Below are 20,155 nucleotides of genomic sequence, written 5' to 3'. Positions count from 1 at the left end.
GCGGCCACCTCCTGTCGAAGTCCGCCGATCATCCCGGATCTCAGTGCGGCGCACCGAGGTCCCTCGAGACCGCCCGTGCGGCGTCGAGGACGTAACCGACCAGCGCCCGCCGGTGCCGCAACTGTGCGTCGCACAGCCGATCCACCCGGCCGGTGATGCCGATGGCGCCCACCACGAGACCGCCGGGCGCCCGGATCGGCGCCGCGATACCCGCCTCGCCCGACCGGAATTCCTCGGTCTCGCCCGCCCATCCGGCCTGCCGCACTCCGGCCACGGCCCTGGCCAGCGCGGCTCGATCGACGAGGGTGCGGTGCGTGAGCGGGGCCAGTTCACCTCCGCGCACCGTGGCGGCGAGGTCGGTGTCGTAGGCCAGCAGGACCTTGCCCAACGCGGTGGCGTGCGGGGGTAGGAGTTCGCCGAGCTCGAGCGCCTGCTCGGTGTTGTCCGGCCGGAACACGTGGTGGACCACCACCACCGCGCCGTCGACCGGGGCGCCGATCCGCACCGACTCTCCGGTGCGCGCCGCGAGCGCGTCGGCCCAGTTGATCGCCCGTGAGCGCAGCTCGTTGGCGTCGAGATAGCTGGTGCCCAAGTGCAGCACCGCCGCGCCGAGCTGGTACTTGCCGGTCGCCGGGTCCTGCTCGACGAACCCGACGCCCTGCAACGTGCGCAGGATGCCGTGCGCGGTCGGCTTGGCCAGATCGAGCGCACTCGCGATGTCGCCGATGCCGAGACGACCGGATCCACGGGCCAGCAGCCGCAGTACGGCCGCCGCCCGCTCGATCGATTGGATCGGACCCGGCATGTCGGGAAACCTATCCCCCAAGTCGCGATTCGACAATGTCGAATCCCCGGTGATACCTGGGCTACATCATTGAAACCCAGTGTGAGCTGCGCCATACATCCTCCTAGCGGGTCGGACGGTAGTGGCGCCGCGTTCCGGCAACCAGCCGAGCCGTTCGACATTGTCGAACGCGAGCTATGTCCGACTCGGAAATCCCCCCGTAATTTCCGATTCACGCACGGTCGCGCCCGCGACCTGCGGGGCGAACGGAGGCTCAACGATGAACTTCGGCTCAATCTTCCTCAGCGAAGCACTCGGTACAGGAGTACTGCTGCTGCTCGGGGTCGGTGTGGTCGCGAACGTGCTGCTGGCCAAGTCCAAAGGACAGGACGGCGGCTGGCTACTGATCAACATTGGATGGGGTTTCGCGGTGCTGGCCGGCGTTTACGTCGCCTATAAGACCGGCGGCCACCTCAATCCTGCGGTCACCATCGGCATCCTGTTCAGCGGCGCCGACGAGTACGCCCCCGGTATCGCCATCTCGGGCGGCACCACGCTCGCCTATCTGAGCGGTCAGCTGGTCGGCGCGTTCCTCGGCGCGACCGTTGCCTACCTGGCCTACAAGCGCCACTTCGACGAGGAGACCGACGAGGAGAAGAAGCTCGCGGTGTTCGCCACCGGACCCGCGATTCGCGCCTTCCGCTGGAACTTCGCCACCGAAGTGATCGGCACGTTCACTTTGGTCCTGGTGATCCTCGCGTTCGGACACACTCCCAGCGGGCTCGGCCCGGTCGCGGCGGCGTTCCTTGTCGTCGGCATCGGCGCCTCGCTCGGCGGCCCGACCGGATACGCCATCAACCCGGCTCGCGACCTCGGTCCCCGTATCGCGCACGCGGTTTTGCCGGTCAGCAAGCCCGTGCCCGCCGAAGCGAACAGGGTCCCGGTAGGCGTCGGCGCCCGCGCGTCGCTGGAATCGCCGGAAGTCAGCAGCGAACCACGTCGCAAGAACTCCGACTGGAGTTATGCCTGGGTGCCGGTGCTCGGCCCGCTGGTCGGCGGCGCGCTCGCCGGTCTCGCTGCCCAGTTCCTGTTCTGAATCCGTTTCCGACAGCAGTTTCTCGAAAGGACCGCGATGACCAAGTTCGTCGGCGCCATCGACCAAGGCACCACGAGCACCCGCTTCATGGTGTTCGACCACAGCGGCAACGAGGTTGCCCGCCATCAGCTCGAGCACGAGCAGATCCTGCCGCGCCCGGGGTGGGTGGAGCACAACCCGACCGAGATCTGGGAGCGCACCCGCGCCGTCATCCAGAGCACCCTCACCAAGGCCGACCTGGTCGCGAGCGACTTGGCCGCGGTCGGCGTCACCAACCAGCGCGAGACCACAGTGGTGTGGAATCGCAAGACCGGGCGGCCGTACTGCAACGCCATCGTGTGGCAGGACACCCGCACCGATCGCATCGCCGCCGATCTGGAGAAGGCCGGGCACGGCGAAACCATCCGGCGCAAGGCGGGCCTGCCGCCCGCGACCTACTTCTCCGGCGGGAAGTTGCGCTGGATCCTGGACAACGTCCCGGGTGTGGCCGAGGACGCCGAGCGCGGCGACGCGCTCTTCGGCACCACCGACACCTGGTTGCTGTGGCAGCTCACCGGCGGCGTGGACGGCGGGGTGCACGTCACCGATCCGACCAATGCCAGCCGCACCATGCTGATGAGTCTGGAGACCCTGGACTGGGACGACGAGCTGCTGTCGATCTTCGGCATCCCGCGCGCGATGCTGCCCGCCATCGCACCCTCGTCCAACCCGGAACTGTTCGGCACCACCCGCGCCGACGGTCCGTTCGGCGGTGTGGTGCCGCTGTCGGGTGTGCTCGGCGACCAGCAGGCGGCCACGGTGGGGCAGGTCTGCTTCCGTCCCGGCGAAGCCAAGAACACCTACGGCACCGGCAACTTCCTGCTGCTCAACACCGGAACCGAGATCGTGCGATCGCAGCACGGACTGCTCACCACGGTCGCCTACCAGCTGGGCTCGGACAAGCCGGTGTACGCGCTGGAGGGTTCGATCGCGGTCACCGGCTCGGCGGTGCAGTGGCTGCGCGATCAGCTGGGCATCATCTCCGGTGCGGCACAGAGCGAATCGCTGGCCCGGCAGGCCGAGGACAACGGCGGGGTGTATTTCGTCCCGGCGTTCTCCGGACTGTTCGCGCCGTACTGGCGCTCGGACGCGCGCGGCGCCATCGTCGGCCTGTCCCGCTACAGCACCAACGCCCATCTCGCGCGGGCGACGCTGGAATCGATCTGCTACCAGACCCGCGACGTGGTCGAGGCCATGCAGGCCGACTCCGGTGTGCAGCTGGACGTGCTGCGCGTGGACGGCGGCGTCACCGCCAACGAGCTGTGCATGCAGTTGCAGGCCGACTTCCTCGGTGTGCCGGTGTCGCGTCCGGTGGTCGCCGAGACCACCGCGCTGGGCGCCGCCTACGCGGCAGGGCTCGCCGTCGGATTCTGGAGCGACACCGACGAGCTCGAACAGAACTGGAACGAGGCCAAGCGCTGGCATCCCACCTGGTCGGCGGAGCAGCGCGAGCGCGGTTACGCGCGCTGGAAGAAGGCCGTCGCCCGCACCCTCGATTGGATCGACGTCGACGAATGAGGGGCGACGCCGGCCGATCCCGATAACACCGAAACAAGGAGAGATACCGCTGTGTCCGCACGATTGGACTCCCAGTACCGCGCCCGCGCGGTGAACTCACTCGGCGACACCGAGATCGATGTGCTCGTCATCGGTGGCGGCGTGGTCGGTGCGGGCGCCGCCCTCGACGCCGCCTCCCGCGGCCTGACCGTGACCCTGGTGGAGGCCAGGGACTTCGCGGCGGGCACCTCGAGCCGCTCCAGCAAGCTCATCCACGGTGGCTTGCGCTACCTGGAGCAGCTCGACTTCTGGCTGGTGCGCGAGGCGTTGAAGGAGCGCAGCCTGCTGCTGCACCGCCTCGCGCCGCACCTGGTGCGGCCCGTCGCGTTCCTGCTGCCGTTGCGGCATCGGGTATGGGAGCGCGCTTACATCGGGGCGGGTGTTGCGTTGTACGACACCATCGGCGGTGCCCGCGCGCTGCCGATGCACCGGCACTTGTCCCGCACACGCGCGCTGGAACTGGCGCCCGCCTTGCGCGCGGACGCGCTGACCGGCGCCATCCGGTACTTCGACGCCCAAGTCGACGACGCGCGCCACACCATGATGATCGCCCGCACCGCCGCCCAGCACGGCGCTACCGTGCTCACCCGCACCAAGGTGACCGGGCTGCTGCGCGACGGCGAACGCGTGGTCGGCGCGGAGGTCACCGATCTGGAGACCGGCCGGGTGCACACCGTGCGCGCGCGCCGGGTGATCAGCGCGACCGGCGTGTGGACCGACGAGATGAACCGGATGACCGGGGTCGATTTCCCGTTCCACGTCCGCATGTCCAAGGGCGTGCACATCCTCGTGCCACGCCACCGCCTGAACCTGGACACGGGCTTGATCATGCGCACCGAGAAGAGCGTGCTGTTCGTCATCCCGTGGCACGCGCACTGGATCATCGGCACCACGGACACGGATTGGTCGCTGGACAAGGACCACCCGGCCGCCAGCAACGCCGACGTGCAGTACCTGCTCGACCACGTCAACCGGGTGCTGCGCGATCCGCTCACCCACGAGGACATCGTCGGCACCTACGCGGGGCTGCGCCCACTGCTGTCCGGCGCGTCGTCCGACACCGCGACGCTCTCCCGGGAGCACGCGGTCGCCGAACCGGCCCCCGGGTTGTTCGTGATCGCGGGGGGCAAGTACACCACCTACCGCGTGATGGCCGCCGACGTCGTCGACGCGGCCGTGGCGGGGCTCGGCCGGGCGGTCGCCCCGTCGGTGACCGAGCATCTGCCGATCCTCGGCGCGGTCGGCTACCAGGAATTCGCCGCCGATCTGGACAGTCTCGCCCAGCGCGCGGGGCTGCCGAGGGCGACGGTCGAGCGTCTGCTCGGGCGCTACGGTTCGGCGATCACCGACCTGTTCGACCTGATCGCACGCGAACCGGAACTGGGCAAGCCACTGAGCGGCGCACCGGACTACCTCGGCGCCGAGGCGGTGTACGCGGTGACCCATGAGGGCGCGCTGCATCTGGACGACGTGCTCACCCGCCGCACCCGGATCTCCATCGAGGCGGCCGACCGAGGACTGGCCGCAGGCCCGGAGGTCGCCTGGCTGATCGGCGGCCACCTGGGCTGGGACGCCGCTACCACCGAGCGCGAGATCGCCCGCTACCGCCAGCGGGTGCATGCCGAGCTGGCGGCCAACCAGGCGGCCGACGACGAATCCGCCAACGCGGCCAGGCTGGTCACCGTCGCCTGAGCCCCGTGCGTGGCACGGTTGCGTTCAACCGTGCCACGCCGTGCTCAGCGGTCCATGCCGCTGTGCCCGCGTGGAGTCGACTCGTCGGTCTCCAGCTCTTCGTCGGTGGGATGCTCGTCGGCGTGCGTGGGCTTGGTGTGCTCCTCGGCGAAATCCGCGTCCTGCCGCATCGACTCCGCCGTGGTGGGATCGATATTCGGTGTGCTCATACCGGGCGCGTACCCGGTCATCGGCTGTCGACGCAGGTCGGCGCGTTGTGCGTGGCTGTGCGTCGGTTCTCGGGACGCGCCGCGGCAATTTCCGACCTTGACCTCGAGCGCGGTTGAGGATCGATCATGGAGTCATGACTCGTCCAGCCGATTTCTGGAACTCCGTCTACGACAATGACACCGCCCCCTGGGTGATCGGCGAGCCGCAGCCCGCCATCGTCGAGCTCGAACGCGAGGGGTGGATCACCGGTCGTGTGCTCGATCCCGGCTGCGGTGCCGGTGAGCACACGATCCTGCTGACCGAACTCGGGTACGACGTGCGCGGGATCGACATGTCGCCCAGCGCCGTGGAGTACGCCCGCACCAATGCCGCCGCACAGGGCGTGCCGGCCGCCGCGTTCGAGGTGGCCGACGCGCTCGCGCTCGGCGACCGACTGGATTTCGCCGGTGACCCGCCCGGCTCCGATCCCGCGTTCGACACCATCGTCGACAGCGCGTTGTTCCATGTTTTCGGGACCGAGGACGTGGAGCGCGCCGCGTACGTCCGCAGCCTGCACGCGGTCTGCAAGCCCGGCGGCACCCTCCACGTCCTCGCGCTCTCGGACGCGGAGCCCGGGTTCGGCCCCCGGATCAGCGACACGCTGATCCGGGAGTCCTTCCGCGACGGCTGGACGGTGGAGGACCTGCGTCCCACGCGCTACCGGGGGCGGGTCACCGACGTGGTGGCCCAGAACACGGAAGGCCTGGAGGTCTCCGAGTCCGGCAAAGTCGACCTCGCCGCGTGGCTGGCCAGGATCCGCCGCCACTAGCGCCGGCACGCTGCTCCTGGCGACACGCTGACCCGTCTTGCCGAGGTGCGACGACTGCACTAGCGTCCTGCTCTCGCGAGACCACTCGGTCTCCAATCCCCGGCGCGACGTGCCCGCGGCACGACGTGGGACCCGCGTTCATGATCGGAGCCGATTCGATGGCGATGCTGCTGTATTACGTACTGCTGCCGTTCTATCTAGCCGAAGCCTTCTTTCGTCTGCTGGACTGAGCGGGGTCAGTTCCAGCGCATCGCAGGCGGATCAGCTCCGGCGGTCTCGGCCACCAGACCGGCACCGTTCTCGGCGTCCGCGCGCTGCCGTGCCGACAGCGGCTCGAAACAGGTGAGGGTCATTGCGTTCTCGGCACGTCGGTAGCGCCAGGTGCCGACCACCTCACCGGCGGACAGCACCGCACCGGGCGCGGCCAGGGCGCGCCACACCACATGGCGGCGCGCATGATCCGGTAGGGCCAGGCATCCGGCGGCACGGAACAACCCATCCGGCACATGCGTGGCCTGGCAGGGCGTCCAGCCTGGTCAGCGGATGGGCATGCGGAGCGCCGCGCACCGACCAAACAGTCACCAGCGGGCCGTCCGGCTCGACCGCCTCGGCGACGGGCGTACTGCCGATCACCGCGGTGCGCTGGATCAGCGACTGCTCCGGCCCGCCGCCGCGTCCACCCTGCACGCCGAGCAGAAGGAAATCGTCGAGCGCGTCGGTACGGTCCGCGCCCGCCAAACCTTGCCCGCGCCAGCGGAAACCGAGCCAACGCGCCCGGTCGACGGCGATCGCTTGCGCCATGGGCCCACTCTATTCGCCTACGACCCGGCTAACCGGGCTGTTCGGCGCCCGGCGGCTGGTGGAAGCCCGGCCCCGCCTTGGGTTCGACCTCGCGTGGGTCGAGCGGCTCGCGGCAGTGGTCGCAAACCAGCAGCGGCGAGGTCTCATGCCCACAGCGGCGATGATCGAGGACGATCGGCGGGCCTTCCGCCCCGACGAGGTGCTTGTCGCCCCAGACCATCATCGAGATGACGATCGGATACAGCTCGCGGCCCGCGGCGGTGAGGTGGTAGTCGACCCGTCCGCCGCCGTGGTCGGTGCGGGTGAGGATGCCCGCGTCGATCAGCATGCGCAGGCGGCTGGTGAGCAGGTTGCGGTTGGTGATGCCGATGTTGCGGGCGAAATCGCTGAAGCGATGCACCCCGAAGAAGGCCTCGGCGATCAGCAGGATGGTCCACCGGTCGCCGAGCAGTTCGACCACGCGGGTGACCGAATCGTCGACCGGGCGCCGGAGTGTCATGGCGACATTTTCGCATCCCGCGCCGGTATTGCCTTCCTACCGTCGGTATCGGAATAATACCAACAAGCCCGGCGCCGACTCCGGGCCGGACAGCTGGGAGTGTCGATGACGACCACGAACCACCCGACCGATGACTATGTGCGGCTGCTCGACCCCGCGGTGCGGGCGGACCCGTACCCCCTCCTCGCCCGGCTGCGCAAGTCCGGTCCGTTCCGGATCGGCACCGCACCCGTGGTCGTACTGACCCGCTACGACGACTGCGCCGCCATGCTGCGTGATCCACGGGCCAGCGTCGACCGGTCGCTCGCACGGTTGCAGCTCGGTTCCATGCCCATCTACGACGGGACACGCGAAGACGGTGCCGCACAGGCGAAAGCCTCGTTCCTGTTCCTCGATCCGCCGGACCACACCCGCCTGCGCCGCCTGGTGTCGAAGGCATTCACCCCGCGCGTCGTGCGGCGATTGGAGCCGCGGATCACCGAGATCGTCGACGATCTGCTCGACCAGCGCGCGCACGCGGGGACCTTCGACGCGGTCGGCCATTTGGCCTATCCGCTCCCCGTGACGGTGATCTGTGAACTGCTCGGCGTGCCGTTGGAAGACGAAGCGCGGCTGAGCAATTGGTCCGCGCTGCTGTCGCGCACCCTCGATCCGACCTCACGCGCGGCTCCTCAGTTCCGCGCCGACCCGGCCGAAATCCAGCGCGCGGGCATCGAATTGCACGCCTACTTCGAAGAACTCACCGAGCGCCGACGCCACACGCCGGGCGAGGACCTGCTCTCCGAACTCATCGCGGCCGAGGACGCCGGTGACGCGCTCACCCACGCGGAACTGATCTCGACCTGCGCGCTGCTGCTGGTCGCGGGACATGAGACCACGGTCAACCTCATCGCCAACGCGACTCTGGCCATGCTGCGCAGGCCGCGCGAACTCGCCGCACTACGCGCGGACCCGGACCGGGGGCCCGGCGTGGTCGAGGAGACGCTGCGGTTCGACCCTCCGGTTCAGCTGATCCCGCGCATCGCCGCCGACGATCTGACCATCGGCGGCACGGACATCCAGCGCGGCGATCTGGTCGTCCTGCTGATCGCCGCCGCACACCGCGATCCCGCGGTGTTCGCCGACCCCGACCGATTCGACCCCGCACGCGACAACCGCCATCTGGCCTTCGGACTCGGGGCACACTTCTGCGTCGGCGCGCCGCTGGCCCGCTTGGAGGCGCGGGTGGCGCTGACCCGGTTCGCCCAGCGCGTCGAATCCCCATCGCTACCCGTGGACCCTCCGCGCTACCGGGAGCACGTCAATCTGCGTGGACCCGCGCGGCTACCCATCGAATTCATGGCCATCCGACCCCGGTAGCACCAGGCTCAGCGACTGGCCTTGCCCAGGTTCGTGCGGTGCGTCGACCGCTTCGTCGCACTGAGGGGAATGCGTCGATCTGCGTGGGCCCGGCCTGCCGGATTCAGCGCACGAGCCACGCAGACGGAATTCAGCCGTCGTAGGCGACGTGCGGTGTCCATGCGTCGGCGGGCCGGGTGGCCGCCGCGTGCAGCGCCGCGGCGACGCGATCCCGGGTGAAGGCTCCCTCGCCGAGCACGCCGTTGATCTGCACCGCGGCGGCGCGGATGCCCGCGGGGGCCAGAGTGGTGTCCAGGCTGGTCACCAGGTTGCGCACCGCCGCCTTCTGGACGCCGAGGGAGGCGGCCTGATGCCACGGCTTGTCCGCGGCCGCGCTGCCCGTGACGAGCACGCGGGATCCCTCGGACAGGAAGGGACGCGCGGCCTGGACGGCGGGCAGCAGCGCCGCGGCGCCGGCGGTGAAGTCCGCGATCAGTTCGGGAACCGACAGGTGCAACGGGTCGGCCTGACGGAAGACGCTCGGGTTGAAGTGCAGTACGTCGATGCGACCGTGGCGCTCACCCACCCCGGTGACGACGCGCCCCACGTCGACAGGATCGGTCAGGTCCACCCCGACGCCCTCCGCGTCGAATCCCTGCCCGCGCAACTGCTCCGCCAGCGGTTCGGCCTCCTGCGGAAAGCGACAGGCCAGCACAGTGGCGAACCCGTCATCCGCGAACAAGCGGGCAACCGACAGCCCGATGCCGGGACCGGCGCCGAGCACGAGAAGTACAGGAGCAGTCATGGTTGCCGAGCCTAGGTCCGCGGCCGCGGCCGCGCCGAACGGCGCTGTGCCAGGAGGTTATTCGACCACGGCCTTGATGCGGTTCAGCGTCTCGCGCATGCCCTCGAGGTTCGTCTTTCCGCGTGTCCATCCGGCCAGCAGCCAGTACAGCCGCAGCACCGGGTTGTCGTGCAGCTGGAACGACTCGGTCACGTCGGTGCCGCCGTCCACCGGCTCGAGGACATAACGCCAGGTGTTGACCGGCATGCCGCCTGGACCGAGCACGGTGAACGCGAATTCACGGCCCCGCTCGCAGGCGACGATCCGGCACACCGTCCAATACTTCAGTCCCCAGCCATTGCGGTTGACGTGCCCGCGGAACCTCACGCCCACAGCCGGGCCGGTGGCGCCACCGAGCCACTCCGCCGCGAACGTCTCGGGGCTGAACCGCCCGGTGTTCTCGATGTCGCTGATCAGTTCCCAGATCTTCTCGGCCGGGGCAGCCATCCGGACCGTCACGCTGTCGTGCATGCGCCGAAGCCTGATGGGAGCTGAGCGTAGGCGGAGATACCGCCCAGCAGGCAGCCGGTTCGGCGCCGATGGTCCGGGAAGCGCCGATTCCAGGCGGGCTGCCCAGCCGGCCACGTCGGGGAGCCGCTCACCCGGCTGCAGCACCCAGCAGGCGGCGAGCAGGTCATGGCCGAAGTGCGCGAGGGCGGCGTGCTCCGGCCAGTACTCGCGGGTCCACTCGGGATCATCGGTCGCCGAGTCGATACCGCTGCGGACCACGCCGACCAGTTCGAATTGCAATCGCTGAACCAGCATCCACGCCTCGGTGTCCATCGGCTTGCGGCGCAGCCTGTCCAGCAGTGCGCGGGCGTCGGCGACCGCGCGGCGTTCCATCCAATGGAAGGTGCGCCGATGCCCGTGCGGCGCGACACAGTACAGCGCGAACACCGCCACCATGACACCGAGCACCGTCTCCACCAGACGATCCCCGATCACCGGCCCGATCGGTCCATCGGTGGTGGCGACACCGCCCGCGGTCAGCGCGACCGGGGTGATGAACACGACGGCAAGCGCGTAGTTGCGCGGGACGAACAGCTCGATGCAGAAAAGCAGCATGGCGATGAGCACGATCAGCGCATAGCCGGTCGGCCAGAATTGGTAGATGAGCGCGAACAGGCCGAGGCCGACGACGGTGCCGACGAAACGGTGGACGGCGCGCACCTGCCCGTGCACCCGATCCGGCCCGGTCTGCAACACGATCAGCGCGCTGAGCACCGCCCAGTGCGGCCGCTCCAGACCCAGCCACCCGCTGAGCGCACCCGCGCCGAGGCAGCCCACCGCGACGCGCATCGCACTGATCGCCGCATGCGAGGAGAACGACAACGAACGCCGCAGCCGGAAACCCACACTCGGACGGGCGAACGAAACCAACGGATCGACGAGCAAATCGTCGGTGTCGTCGGCGGGGGCGTACCCGGCGAGCGTGCGCCGCGCGCGCTGCAGGGTGGCCAACAGCGTCGCTTCTCCGGGGTCACTCGGCACGCCACCGTCGTAGACCGCGGCCCATGCGTCGGCCATCGCGGCGCCGGCCCGGTGACGTAGTTCGATAGCGGATCTGCCCGTCTCCCGGGCCGCGACATACGCATCCACCGCGCGGACGGCCGCCTCGACCGCCATGCGTTCGGGTTTGCGGTGATCACGCAGCATTCCGGCCATTGAAACGACGATCGAAGCGAGCACACCGGATGCCGTGCAGAGCAGCAGTGTCACCAGCGACGCGCCGGATTCCACGGCTTTCATCGCGCCCGCGCAGACCAATGCGAAGAACAGCGCGCCCGGCGGACCGAGCCGCAGCGCGTCGATCACGAAGACGGCGAGCACCGCGACCGCCGACACCACGACCACCATGACCAGCGAAGCGCCGAATCCGGTGGTGAGCAGCCCGCCGACCAGCCCACCGAGACCGCACGCCGCGAGCAGCGCCAGGCCGGCGGCCAGCACCACCCGGCCGCGCACCCGGAACGGCCGTCCCTCACCGTAGAGCACGGCGAAGGCGCCGAAGATGACGAACACCGCCGCGTCCGGACTGCCGAGTCCGGTGACGAGCGCGGCGGGCACCGCGAACGCCACGGCGGCACGCAGTGCCGGGCTCCACCGTCCGCCCGCGGGTCTCCGGGCGAACAGCTGTGTGCCGACGCGGCCCCTCGGCGGCACTGGATCCGGATGTGTCGCGGACACCTGCGGTCCTTTCTCATCTGGGCGGACTGCCTGGTGCACACACTAGATTCGGGACATGACCGCTGACGCTCATATTCCGCTCCCCACGCGCGTCCACGCCTTCGGCGACGACGCGCTCGGCGATCACGACGCGGTCGCCCTCGCCGGACTGGTGCGCGAGGGAGCGGTCTCGCCGCGCGAACTCGCCGACGCCGCGGTGGCGCGCGCCCAGCAGGTCGAGCGGTTGGCCGCCGTCGCCTACCCGAGCTACGCGAAACCGCTGATCCCCGCAGAGCGGACCGGCGTCTTCTACGGCGTGCCCACGTTCGTCAAAGACAACACCGATGTCGCGGGCATGCCGACCAACCAGGGCACCGCGGCCTTCAACGCCACACCCGCCCGGGCGCACAGCGGCTACACCCGGCAGTTCCTCAGCACGGGCCTGACCGTGCTCGGTAAGAGCGCCATGCCCGAGTTCGGCTTCAACGCCAGCAATGAGCCGCCGCACGCCCCGCCCACGCGTAATCCTTGGCACACCGGGTTTTCGGTGGGCGGGTCGTCCGGCGGGGCGGCCGCACTGGTGGCGGCCGGGGTCGTTCCGATCGCGCACGGCAATGACGGCGGCGGGTCGATCCGCATTCCGGCCGCCTGTGCCGGATTGGTCGGTTTGAAGCCGAGCCGCGGACGACACGTCGTGTCGGGGCTGGCACGTACGCTGCCGATCGACATCGTCAGCGAGGGAGTGCTGACCAGAACGGTGCGCGATACGGCGGCGTATGCCGCTGCCGCCGAGTGCTATTGGCGCAACCCCGCACTGCGGCCGATCGGCCGCGTCGAAGGGCCCGCGACCCGGCGGATGCGGATCGCGCTCGTGCTCGACAACATCGCGGGGCCGCTCGCGGCCGGTCCGACCCGGAATGCCGTCGAAAATGTGGCCCGCCTCCTCGAATCCAGCGGTCATTCGGTCGAGCCTGTGCCGCTGCCGTTCGACGTGGCGATCGAAAACGCCTTCCTGCACTATTGGGCACTGCTCGCGGCAGCGGTCACCACGACGGGAAAGCTGCTCGATCGGCGTTTCGACGCACGGCGCGTGGACGATCTGACGGTCGGCCTGCGCGGCTTCTTCCTGCGCCGGGCTCTGCACGCTCCGCTGACGCTCTACCGACTACGCGCGGCGGCCGCCACGTACGAGCGGGCGCTCGGCCCCTACGACGCGGTGCTGCTCCCAGCGCTCGGCCACACCACTCCGGAACTCGGGTATCTCAGTCCGACCGTGCCATTCGACGAACTGATCAACCGGCTCCGCGCCTACGTCTGCTTCACCCCGATCAACAACATCACCGGAACACCCGCCATCACGGTTCCGGCGGGCCGCACCGCCGCCGGACTCCCCATCGGCGTCCAATTCGCCGCCACCCGGGGCAACGAACGCACCCTGCTGGAACTGGCCTACCTGGTCGAGTCCGAGCAGCCGTTCCCTCGCCTGCATCGCTGACCAGAGACAGTTAGGTTAGGCTTAGTTGGATTTGGTTTTCATTATTTAGGCGGCCGGAGGCCGGGGAGGACGAAACCGTGAACGTCCAATTGACGGGAGTCCCGGAGACCATGCTGTGGACGCTCTACAACCGAGCGTCGGAAGCGAAACGGGCGGACGGCATCCTGAGAGACCCGGACTGCGTCCGAATCTTCGACGCACTCGACTACGACTACGAGCAGGCGTTCGGCGCTCCCGACGGCACCCACGCGGTGCGGTCGCTGCACTTCGACCAGGCGCTGCGCCCCTGGCTGGCGGCGCACGCCGGCGGGACCGTCGTGGAGCTCGCCTCCGGGTTGGAGACCCAGTTCCAGCGGTGCGACGACGGACAGGTGCGCTGGCTGTGCGTGGACGTCCCCGAAGGCATAGCGCTGCGGGAACGGTTCCTGCCGCGGAGCGCGCACTGTCGCCACCTGCCGATCAGCGCCCTCGATCCGGCCTGGCTCGACGAGGTGGATACCGACCGCGGCGTGTTCATCACGGCGCAGGGACTGTTCATGTACTTCGAACCCAACGACGTGCGGCGCCTGTGCGCCACGATCTTCGACCGCCTGCCCGGCGTGGAGTTGATGTTCGACATCATCCCGCCGTGGTTCTCCCGCAAGACCCTCCGTGGGTTCCGCAAAACGTCGCACTACACCGCTCCGCCGATGCCGTGGGGCGTCCAGCGCAGCCGGGTGGCCCGGCTGCTGCACGAGTGGAGCCCGCGGGTGGCCGAGGTGACCGTCTCCTCCTACGGGCCTTCCCGTGGGCCGCTATCGGTGAGTCTGCCTCTGTTCGAACGTCTTCCGGTGCTGCGCGACATTCCGCCCGCCATAGTCCACGCGCGTGGTGTGCGGTAGCTCAGGGTGCGCTGATACCCGCCGCGGACGACGGGCGGTCGCGGTGCACCGGACCGTGGGCATCGTCGCAATGGCCATCCAGCACCGGAAGGAGGCGCTGCGCGGCCGGGTCCGCCGAGGAGGTGACGACATGACTGTGGTCGACCTGCAACGTGGTGTGGGTGATGCCGTAATCGTGGTCGAGCAGCCGCTCGATCCGCTGACGCAGCCCATGGCAGTCGGCGCCCGGGCGGACCAGCACGTGCGCCGACAGCGCGATGTCGCCCGAGGTGATCTGCCAGACGTGCAGGTCGTGCACCTCGTCGACGCCCTCGATGTCGACGAGCCTGCGCCCGAGCACATCCGGATCGACGCCCGCCGGCGCCGCCTCCAAGAAGATCCGGCTGGATTCGCGCACCAGCCCGAGCCCCGCCTTCACCATCAGGGCGACAACGACCAGCGTGGCGATCGCGTCCGCCCTGGCGAATCCGGTGATCAGCACGACGAGGCCGGCCACGGCGGTGGCGATGAATCCGTAGAGGTCGTTGAGCACGTGCTGGAAGGCGCCCTCGACGTTGAGACTGGACCGGTTGGCCTTGCTGATCGCCCAAGTGGCCGCGACATTGACCGCGACACCCGCCAACGCGGTCACCAGCACGAGCCCACCGGTCACCTCCGGCGGCTCCAGCAGACGCCGCACCGCCTCGTAGCTGAGCCAGCCCGCCAGCACCAGCAGCGTGACACCATTGGCCTGTGCCGAGAGGATCTCGGCACGCTTGTAGCCGTAGGTGTACTTGCCGTTCGCGGGACGGGCGGCGAGCCGGATCGCGGCGAGCGCGAGCACGATGGCCGCGGCGTCGGTGAGCATGTGCGCCGCGTCGGACAGCAGCGCCAGCGAATTCGCCAGCACACCGATCACGACCTCGACCGCCATGAATCCGGCGATCAGGGCGAGCGCGACGGTCAGCCATCTGCGGTCGGCGTTACGGGACACCCCGTGTCCGTGTGCGTGGCCATGCCCGTGCTCGTGTCCCATCGACCCAGCCCCTTTCCGTCACCATAATGTATGCGCATATCTGCATCAGTCGGGAGTCAGCTTAACGCACCCCGACCTGCTAGCGGTAAACGAACCGAGTGAGCTGGATCACGTCGCACAGGCTTCGCCGGACCAGGGCGCGAGAAGGCGACCAAACGCCGCCGTCGACGGATCGCACGTTTGCGCAACGTGGGTTGTCAGCCGAAAATGGCGTGCACCAGAGCGTAGGAGGACACGGTGGCGGCCAACCCGGCGGCCACGCTGACCCCGACGTTCATCGCCGCGTAGAAGTAGGCGCCCCGCTCGGCCAGCCGTACGGTTTCGTAGCTGAAGGTGCTGTAGGTGGTCAGCGCTCCGCAGAATCCGGTGCCGAGCAAGATGAACAGCGGTGTCGCCAGCGCGGTCCCCGCACCGCTGAGCCCACCGAGCACCAGGCAGCCGATCAGGTTGACCAGGAATGTGCCCCACGGGAACAGGCTGTCGCGACGATCCTGTACCGCACGGTCGATGAGGTACCGCAGCGGCGCGCCGATCGCACCGCCGACGAGGACGAGCAGCATGCTCACGCTGTGCCCTCCTGCTCGATACTTTCCTGGTCACCGGAGCCCCCGCTGCCGAACTCGGCACCCAGCCTCGCGGCGGTTACGCGAGCCGCGACACCGCGCCTGACGCTCACGCCGACCGCACCCGCGCGCGGCGCAGACGCTCGTACCCGGCCCGGGTGAGCCACATCGCCGCAGCCGTGGCAAGCAGAGCACAGATCAACGTGCCCGCCGAATAACCGAAGGCGACGGCGATGGTGCCGGGCTGGAGGAGACCGCGGATCTCGTTGGCGTAGGTGGAGAAGGTGGTGAATCCGCCGAGGACGCCCACGCCGAGGAAAGGGCGCAGCAGCCGATGCGCCGCCCAGATCTCGGTGACCGCCACCATGAGGACGCCGATCAGAAAGCAACCGCTGACATTGGTGACGAACGTGGCCATGGGAAAGTGTCCCGGGTGCGCAGGCAATCCCCGGGCGAGTCCATAGCGAGCCAGCGCACCGAGTGCGCCGCCCACGGCGACGACCAGCAGTACCACGCCGTGGATGCGCCAGAGGTCCCGCCAGCGAGCGCAACGACGCGCGAGGGAGTCGGTCTCGATCGGTTCTTCGGTCAGTTCACCGGGCACGGATGTCTCCTACACGAACGGGTGCGGTGTTCGGGTAGGGACTGTCGGCGACGAATGCCGCGGTTGTTCCGGATGACCGGAGCGGCGAGCCCCACCGCCGCGCGCACGCCAGGATAATCAACCGGCGACGCGACACGCGTAGCGGCACCGGAGTTCGCGGGCGCACCGAAGCCGCATTTCCCGCACACTCACCTCCCGCACACTCACCGCTGCTCAGCGAGTCCGTAGCCGTCGTGCGCGACGAGAACCGAGCAGCCCGCGTGCCTGGCGGCCTTCTCCGCGGTGCTGCCCATGAATCGGCCCCAAATGCCCGAGTGCCCGCTGCGCCCGAGAATCAGCAGGTCGGCATCGTGTTCCTCGGCGGCGGTGGCCAGTTCCCGCGCCGCCTGACCCGCGCGAATCTCCGCCTGCACCGCGATCCCGCGCTGTTCGCCGACCGCGGCGGCGGCGTTGAGCCACCGTCGGCAGGCCTGCTCTCCGATCGAGCGTTCGCCCTCGATCTCACCGACCACCGGACCGTAGTGCGGCAGATACTCTTCGACGGCCACCACGGTGAGCGCCGAACGGTGCACCGCCGCCAAGTCGAGCGCCATCGTCAAGGCGGCTCGGGCGCCGGGTGAGTCGTCGTAGCCCACCACGATCCGCTGGAACACCTCTTCATTCTGGTCCTTCGGAGTCGGCCCGAGCCAGCATTCGGGCTACCTGGACGATCACGCCGCGGTCACGGATCGATGTACCGCCAGCACTTCGGCCGCCGCTCGCTCGCCGGAGCGGATCGCTCCCTCGATGTAGCCCGACCATTCCGTGGCGGTTTCACTGCCGGCCCAGTGGATCGCTCCGACCGGTTGCCGCAGCGCCGAGCCCAAGGTGGTCAGCACGCCCGGCGGGAAGTAGGCGCCGTAGCCGCCGCGGACGTACGGGTCGTCGGCCCAGACCTTTTCGTGCCACTCGATCGGGTCGCGGGCCGCGTGGCCGAAGGCGCGCACGAGCGAACCGACGATCACGGCGCGTCGCTCGGACGCGGGCAACGCGGCGAGGCGCTGTGCGGCACGCCCGGGAACCAGTGCGCCGAGCACGCCCGGCCCGCCGGGGCGGGTGGCGTCGAAGGTCACCGGCACCGGATCGTGCAGATTCAGCGACTGGCCGGTGAGCCCGTCATCGCGCCAGAACGGCCGTTCGTAGACCGCGAAGGATTTCAGCACCGACCCCATCGGCACGCGCTGGGTCAATTGATCACGGGCCGCGGGCAGCGGCGGATCGTAGGCGATGCGTCCGGCGATGGCCGGCGGCACCGCGACGATCACATGCTCGGCGTGCACGTCACCGAACGCTCCGCCGACCCGGACGCCGTCGGCCTGCTGCCGGATCGACGTGACGGCAGCGCCGAGACGCAGCGCCTGGCCCAAATCCACGCCGATGGCCAGCGCGGGCGCGTCGGCTCCGTCGACGAACAGCCGGGTCACCGTCTCGGCCGTGATCCCGGCGTCGACGCCGCCCGCCGAACGGATCGTGGTCAGCAAGCCGAGCATCGAGATGCTGCCGACATCGACGCACAGTTCTTCGCCGATCATCACCTCGGCCAGGTGCCGGGCGCGCCGCTCGGGCAGATTCCGGCGCAACCAGGTCGCCGCCGTCATCGCGTCCAGGCGATCCGCGCCGGGCGTGGTCCACGGGCGCGCCGGATCGACGCGTGCGGCCATCCGTTCCAGCCGCCACATCGCCTGGGCCAGCACCACCAGGACGAGCGTGGGCAGTGGCGGACGCGCGCCGGAGAACGGCCGCCGCACCACGCCTTCGACCAGTAAGTCGACCCCGGCCGGCGGTACGTATGTCGCGCCGCCGTACTCCTCGGCCAGCGCGGCGAACCTGGTGTGCGCGTTGGAGATCCACTGTCCGCCGAGGTCCACGGCCCATCCGTCGCCGACCCGCGCGGTGAGCGTCCGGCCGCCGACCCGGTCACCGGCTTCCAGGACGACGACGTCTCGCCCGGCCGCCCGCAACGCACGCGCCGCGCACAGCCCGGCGTAGCCTGCACCGACGACAACCACGTCCGTGCGGTCCATGGTGGCCTCCCGTCGCCGCACCCCTGACTCGACAACCACTGTCGATCACCAGCCGCCCGCGCGCAACCGGACTGGACATACGGCCGCGTGGGCAACGACCGTGCCGCCGAACCAACGCGCACCGAACCAGCGCGGTCACGAGTCGCTGTCGCAGCGCCGAAGCCCACTACCCCGGAGGGAGGCGACGACAGCCGATCGCAGGACGTCGATCCTGCGATGATGCCCTGATCCAGGTGTCGAATACACTGTCGCACAGAATAATTCGAAGACAGCCGCCCACCGGAGCGGCGTTCGGCAGCGGCAGGCTAGCGCGCAAGCGTTGCGAGGGCCGCGACGGCGGCGTCCTGCAAGATCCGCGCGAGCGTGCGCGGCGGCGCCGTGACGCGTCCGCGCACCCATTGGCGGCAGTACTCCTGCGCCGGTCCGGCACAGATCGCATGCGCCACCGGATAGCCGCCCGCGCCCACGTCGACGGCACCGAGCAGTTCTCGGTACCGGCGCTCCAAGGCGGCGAAGAAGTCCCGATTATGCTGCACCAGCGCCGGTTGGGCGGCACGTGCGACCTCGTCCGGCAGGGTGTCGAACAGGAAGCGGGCGAGGTCTCGATGATCTTCGACCCAGCCGAGATGGGCGTCGAGCATCGCGCGGATCGCCTGCTCGGCGTCTACGCCGGGAGGGTCGAGGCGGTCGAGCACTGTGCGCTGATAGTCGAGCATGCCGGAGACGTAGACCGCGGCCGCGAGTTCTGCCTTGGAACCGAACGCGTGGAACATGCTGCCACTGGACAAGCCGAGCCGATCGCGGACGCCCGCCACGGGTGAACGCCGGATAGCCCTTGGCCAGGAGCTGTTTCGTCGCCTCGGCCAAGATCCGCCCGCGTGTGCCTGCGGTCATCTACACCCCGAACTCGGTATCGATCCCGGACCGCACCGCCGCGAGCACGTGGGCGCGCACCCGCAACTTGGTCCCCGCGTGCGCCCCCAGGTCGATTCCGGTCAACCGGTGCGCTTCGGCCGTGGCGCGCGCGTGCAGTTCGTCCGCGTCGGCGACGAGCACATCGAGGAATCCCCATTCCCGCGCCTGCTCGGGGCCGATCAGGATTCCGGTGTTCGCGGCCCGGTCGAATCCCGGAGCGGTGAGCCGATGCCGCGCTACTTCCACACCGTAGTGCGGAATGGTCAATCCGAGCGCGACCTCGTTGAGGCCCACCTTGAAATTCCCCGCGACGCCGAAGCGCACGTCCGTGGCCAGCAGCGTGAACGCACCCTGCGCGATCGCGTGCCCCGGGCACGCCGCGACCACGGGAAGCGGAAATCCGAGCAGCCGATGGATGAGGTTGCCGCCGGCGCGCAGGGTCCGGCGGATGTCGTCCACCGAGCGGGAGAAAGTCGGCAGGTCATAGCCGGCGGAGAACATGCGGGGCCGCCCGGTGAGCAGAACGACAGCCCGATCCTCCTCGGCCCGGTCCAGCGCGGCCGCGATGTCGCGAATCATGTTCTCCGACATCACGTTCGCCTTGCCGTCGTCCAGCGTGATCGTGGCGACACCGCCATCGAACCGGTAGGTGACGAGTCCAGTCATGACAGCCTCCTCTAGAGCAGCGCTCTAGCCACTGTTTTGAAAGTGGGTGAGGGTGGGCAGTTGCCCGCTCTCACCCGTGTCGGAGCCATTGGTTGATGGCAGCGATGCGGATGGTGGCC

20 protein-coding genes and 2 pseudogenes are annotated in these 20,155 nt (G+C 69.4%); 7 read left to right on the top strand and 15 right to left on the bottom strand.

Annotated elements, in window-relative coordinates:
* Window positions 1-40: 40 nt before the first annotated feature.
* Window positions 41-805: an IclR family transcriptional regulator gene (locus tag AB0M45_RS25755; RefSeq protein WP_364334255.1), complete on the bottom strand. Its 765-nt coding sequence runs from the start codon at window positions 803-805 to the stop codon at window positions 41-43.
* Between the two features lie 259 nt (window positions 806-1,064).
* On the opposite strand from AB0M45_RS25755, the gene AB0M45_RS25750 reads away from it, so the two are divergent.
* From AB0M45_RS25750 to glpD, 3 genes are read left to right on the top strand one after another with little or no spacing between them, the layout of a single operon-like run.
* Window positions 1,065-1,880 carry an MIP/aquaporin family protein gene (locus AB0M45_RS25750; RefSeq protein WP_364334252.1) on the top strand — a complete coding sequence of 272 codons (816 nt, stop codon included), beginning with the start codon at window positions 1,065-1,067 and terminating at the stop codon, window positions 1,878-1,880.
* Window positions 1,881-1,916: 36 nt separating this feature from the next.
* A complete protein-coding gene (gene glpK / locus AB0M45_RS25745; RefSeq protein ID WP_364334249.1) occupies window positions 1,917-3,437 on the top strand; it encodes a glycerol kinase GlpK in 1,521 nt (506 codons plus the stop codon).
* A gap of 51 nt (window positions 3,438-3,488) precedes the next feature.
* Window positions 3,489-5,168 (top strand): glycerol-3-phosphate dehydrogenase, encoded by a 1,680-nt coding sequence (glpD, locus tag AB0M45_RS25740; RefSeq protein ID WP_364334246.1) that lies wholly within the window; start codon window positions 3,489-3,491, stop codon window positions 5,166-5,168.
* Between the two features lie 44 nt (window positions 5,169-5,212).
* Here glpD and AB0M45_RS25735 read toward each other — a convergent pair whose 3' ends face one another.
* Window positions 5,213-5,377: a hypothetical protein gene (locus tag AB0M45_RS25735; protein ID WP_364334242.1), complete on the bottom strand. Its 165-nt coding sequence runs from the start codon at window positions 5,375-5,377 to the stop codon at window positions 5,213-5,215.
* Window positions 5,378-5,511: 134 nt separating this feature from the next.
* Here AB0M45_RS25735 and AB0M45_RS25730 point away from each other — a divergent pair, with 134 nt between their 5' ends.
* A complete protein-coding gene (locus AB0M45_RS25730; protein ID WP_364334239.1) occupies window positions 5,512-6,186 on the top strand; it encodes a class I SAM-dependent methyltransferase in 675 nt (224 codons plus the stop codon).
* Between the two features lie 356 nt (window positions 6,187-6,542).
* Here AB0M45_RS25730 and AB0M45_RS25725 read toward each other — a convergent pair.
* The 3 genes and pseudogenes from AB0M45_RS25725 to AB0M45_RS25715 all read right to left on the bottom strand — a co-directional run.
* Window positions 6,543-6,596 (bottom strand): annotated as a pseudogene (locus AB0M45_RS25725) (hypothetical protein); the annotation flags it as partial.
* Window positions 6,580-6,987: a hypothetical protein gene (locus tag AB0M45_RS25720; RefSeq protein WP_364334236.1), complete on the bottom strand. Its 408-nt coding sequence runs from the start codon at window positions 6,985-6,987 to the stop codon at window positions 6,580-6,582. The gene AB0M45_RS25720 and the pseudogene AB0M45_RS25725, both read right to left, overlap by 17 nt.
* Window positions 6,988-7,015: 28 nt before the next feature.
* Window positions 7,016-7,486, bottom strand: a complete 471-nt coding sequence (locus tag AB0M45_RS25715) for a helix-turn-helix domain-containing protein (RefSeq protein ID WP_364334233.1) — start codon at window positions 7,484-7,486, stop codon at window positions 7,016-7,018.
* Between the two features lie 105 nt (window positions 7,487-7,591).
* Here AB0M45_RS25715 and AB0M45_RS25710 point away from each other — a divergent pair, with 105 nt between their 5' ends.
* Window positions 7,592-8,845, top strand: coding sequence for a cytochrome P450 (locus tag AB0M45_RS25710; RefSeq protein WP_364334230.1), 1,254 nt, complete (start codon window positions 7,592-7,594; stop codon window positions 8,843-8,845).
* Window positions 8,846-8,975: 130 nt separating this feature from the next.
* On the opposite strand, the gene AB0M45_RS25705 is transcribed toward AB0M45_RS25710, so the two are convergent.
* The 3 genes and pseudogenes from AB0M45_RS25705 to AB0M45_RS25695 all read right to left on the bottom strand — a co-directional run.
* Window positions 8,976-9,629: an SDR family NAD(P)-dependent oxidoreductase gene (locus tag AB0M45_RS25705; protein WP_364334227.1), complete on the bottom strand. Its 654-nt coding sequence runs from the start codon at window positions 9,627-9,629 to the stop codon at window positions 8,976-8,978.
* Window positions 9,630-9,686: 57 nt separating this feature from the next.
* Window positions 9,687-10,139 (bottom strand): SRPBCC family protein, encoded by a 453-nt coding sequence (locus tag AB0M45_RS25700; RefSeq protein WP_364334478.1) that lies wholly within the window; start codon window positions 10,137-10,139, stop codon window positions 9,687-9,689.
* Between the two features lie 432 nt (window positions 10,140-10,571).
* Window positions 10,572-10,967 (bottom strand): annotated as a pseudogene (locus tag AB0M45_RS25695) (FUSC family protein); the annotation flags it as partial.
* A gap of 943 nt (window positions 10,968-11,910) precedes the next feature.
* Between AB0M45_RS25695 and AB0M45_RS25690 the strand changes: the two are divergent.
* Together AB0M45_RS25690 and AB0M45_RS25685 are read left to right on the top strand one after the other, a co-directional pair.
* Window positions 11,911-13,329, top strand: a complete 1,419-nt coding sequence (locus AB0M45_RS25690; protein WP_364334224.1) for an amidase — start codon at window positions 11,911-11,913, stop codon at window positions 13,327-13,329.
* Between the two features lie 77 nt (window positions 13,330-13,406).
* Window positions 13,407-14,210, top strand: coding sequence for a class I SAM-dependent methyltransferase (locus AB0M45_RS25685; protein ID WP_364334221.1), 804 nt, complete (start codon window positions 13,407-13,409; stop codon window positions 14,208-14,210).
* A 1-nt stretch (window position 14,211) separates the two neighbouring features.
* On the opposite strand, the gene AB0M45_RS25680 is transcribed toward AB0M45_RS25685, so the two are convergent.
* The 7 genes from AB0M45_RS25680 to AB0M45_RS25650 form a co-directional block, all read right to left on the bottom strand.
* Complete coding sequence (locus tag AB0M45_RS25680; RefSeq protein ID WP_364334218.1) at window positions 14,212-15,225, bottom strand: cation diffusion facilitator family transporter; 1,014 nt, start codon at window positions 15,223-15,225, stop codon at window positions 14,212-14,214.
* 197 nt (window positions 15,226-15,422) lie between these two features.
* Window positions 15,423-15,785 (bottom strand): fluoride efflux transporter CrcB, encoded by a 363-nt coding sequence (crcB, locus tag AB0M45_RS25675; protein WP_364334475.1) that lies wholly within the window; start codon window positions 15,783-15,785, stop codon window positions 15,423-15,425.
* Window positions 15,786-15,897: 112 nt separating this feature from the next.
* Window positions 15,898-16,392 (bottom strand): fluoride efflux transporter CrcB, encoded by a 495-nt coding sequence (gene crcB / locus AB0M45_RS25670; protein ID WP_364334215.1) that lies wholly within the window; start codon window positions 16,390-16,392, stop codon window positions 15,898-15,900.
* 203 nt (window positions 16,393-16,595) lie between these two features.
* The gene (locus AB0M45_RS25665) at window positions 16,596-17,045 is read right to left on the bottom strand and encodes a universal stress protein (RefSeq protein WP_364334212.1); all 450 of its coding nucleotides are present in this window, start codon (window positions 17,043-17,045) and stop codon (window positions 16,596-16,598) included.
* Window positions 17,046-17,102: 57 nt separating this feature from the next.
* Complete coding sequence (locus tag AB0M45_RS25660) at window positions 17,103-18,455, bottom strand: FAD-dependent oxidoreductase (protein ID WP_364334209.1); 1,353 nt, start codon at window positions 18,453-18,455, stop codon at window positions 17,103-17,105.
* 305 nt (window positions 18,456-18,760) lie between these two features.
* Window positions 18,761-19,228, bottom strand: a complete 468-nt coding sequence (locus AB0M45_RS25655; RefSeq protein WP_364334206.1) for a hypothetical protein — start codon at window positions 19,226-19,228, stop codon at window positions 18,761-18,763.
* A gap of 121 nt (window positions 19,229-19,349) precedes the next feature.
* Window positions 19,350-20,036 (bottom strand): crotonase/enoyl-CoA hydratase family protein, encoded by a 687-nt coding sequence (locus AB0M45_RS25650; protein ID WP_364334203.1) that lies wholly within the window; start codon window positions 20,034-20,036, stop codon window positions 19,350-19,352.
* Window positions 20,037-20,155: the final 119 nt, after the last annotated feature.

This window comes from Nocardia sp. NPDC051787 (assembly GCF_040681325.1).
Classification (GTDB): Bacteria; Actinomycetota; Actinomycetes; order Mycobacteriales; family Mycobacteriaceae; genus Nocardia.
This window is presented reverse-complemented; position numbering and strand designations above follow the sequence as displayed.

Bases quoted from the DNA above. Each gene is read 5' to 3' on its own strand.
- AB0M45_RS25755 (WP_364334255.1), bottom strand. From the start codon at position 805: ATGCCGGGTCCGATCCAATCGATCGAGCGGGCGGCGGCCGTACTGCGG.
- AB0M45_RS25750 (WP_364334252.1), top strand. From the start codon at position 1,065: ATGAACTTCGGCTCAATCTTCCTCAGCGAAGCACTCGGTACAGGAGTA.
- glpK (WP_364334249.1), top strand. From the start codon at position 1,917: ATGACCAAGTTCGTCGGCGCCATCGACCAAGGCACCACGAGCACCCGC.
- AB0M45_RS25735 (WP_364334242.1), bottom strand. From the start codon at position 5,377: ATGAGCACACCGAATATCGATCCCACCACGGCGGAGTCGATGCGGCAG.
- AB0M45_RS25730 (WP_364334239.1), top strand. From the start codon at position 5,512: ATGACTCGTCCAGCCGATTTCTGGAACTCCGTCTACGACAATGACACC.
- AB0M45_RS25720 (WP_364334236.1), bottom strand. From the start codon at position 6,987: ATGGCGCAAGCGATCGCCGTCGACCGGGCGCGTTGGCTCGGTTTCCGC.
- AB0M45_RS25715 (WP_364334233.1), bottom strand. From the start codon at position 7,486: ATGACACTCCGGCGCCCGGTCGACGATTCGGTCACCCGCGTGGTCGAA.
- AB0M45_RS25710 (WP_364334230.1), top strand. From the start codon at position 7,592: ATGACGACCACGAACCACCCGACCGATGACTATGTGCGGCTGCTCGAC.
- AB0M45_RS25705 (WP_364334227.1), bottom strand. From the start codon at position 9,629: ATGACTGCTCCTGTACTTCTCGTGCTCGGCGCCGGTCCCGGCATCGGG.
- AB0M45_RS25700 (WP_364334478.1), bottom strand. From the start codon at position 10,139: ATGCACGACAGCGTGACGGTCCGGATGGCTGCCCCGGCCGAGAAGATC.
- AB0M45_RS25690 (WP_364334224.1), top strand. From the start codon at position 11,911: ATGACCGCTGACGCTCATATTCCGCTCCCCACGCGCGTCCACGCCTTC.
- AB0M45_RS25680 (WP_364334218.1), bottom strand. From the start codon at position 15,225: ATGGGACACGAGCACGGGCATGGCCACGCACACGGACACGGGGTGTCC.
- crcB (WP_364334475.1), bottom strand. From the start codon at position 15,785: ATGCTGCTCGTCCTCGTCGGCGGTGCGATCGGCGCGCCGCTGCGGTAC.
- AB0M45_RS25660 (WP_364334209.1), bottom strand. From the start codon at position 18,455: ATGGACCGCACGGACGTGGTTGTCGTCGGTGCAGGCTACGCCGGGCTG.
- AB0M45_RS25655 (WP_364334206.1), bottom strand. From the start codon at position 19,228: ATGTTCCACGCGTTCGGTTCCAAGGCAGAACTCGCGGCCGCGGTCTAC.
- AB0M45_RS25650 (WP_364334203.1), bottom strand. From the start codon at position 20,036: ATGACTGGACTCGTCACCTACCGGTTCGATGGCGGTGTCGCCACGATC.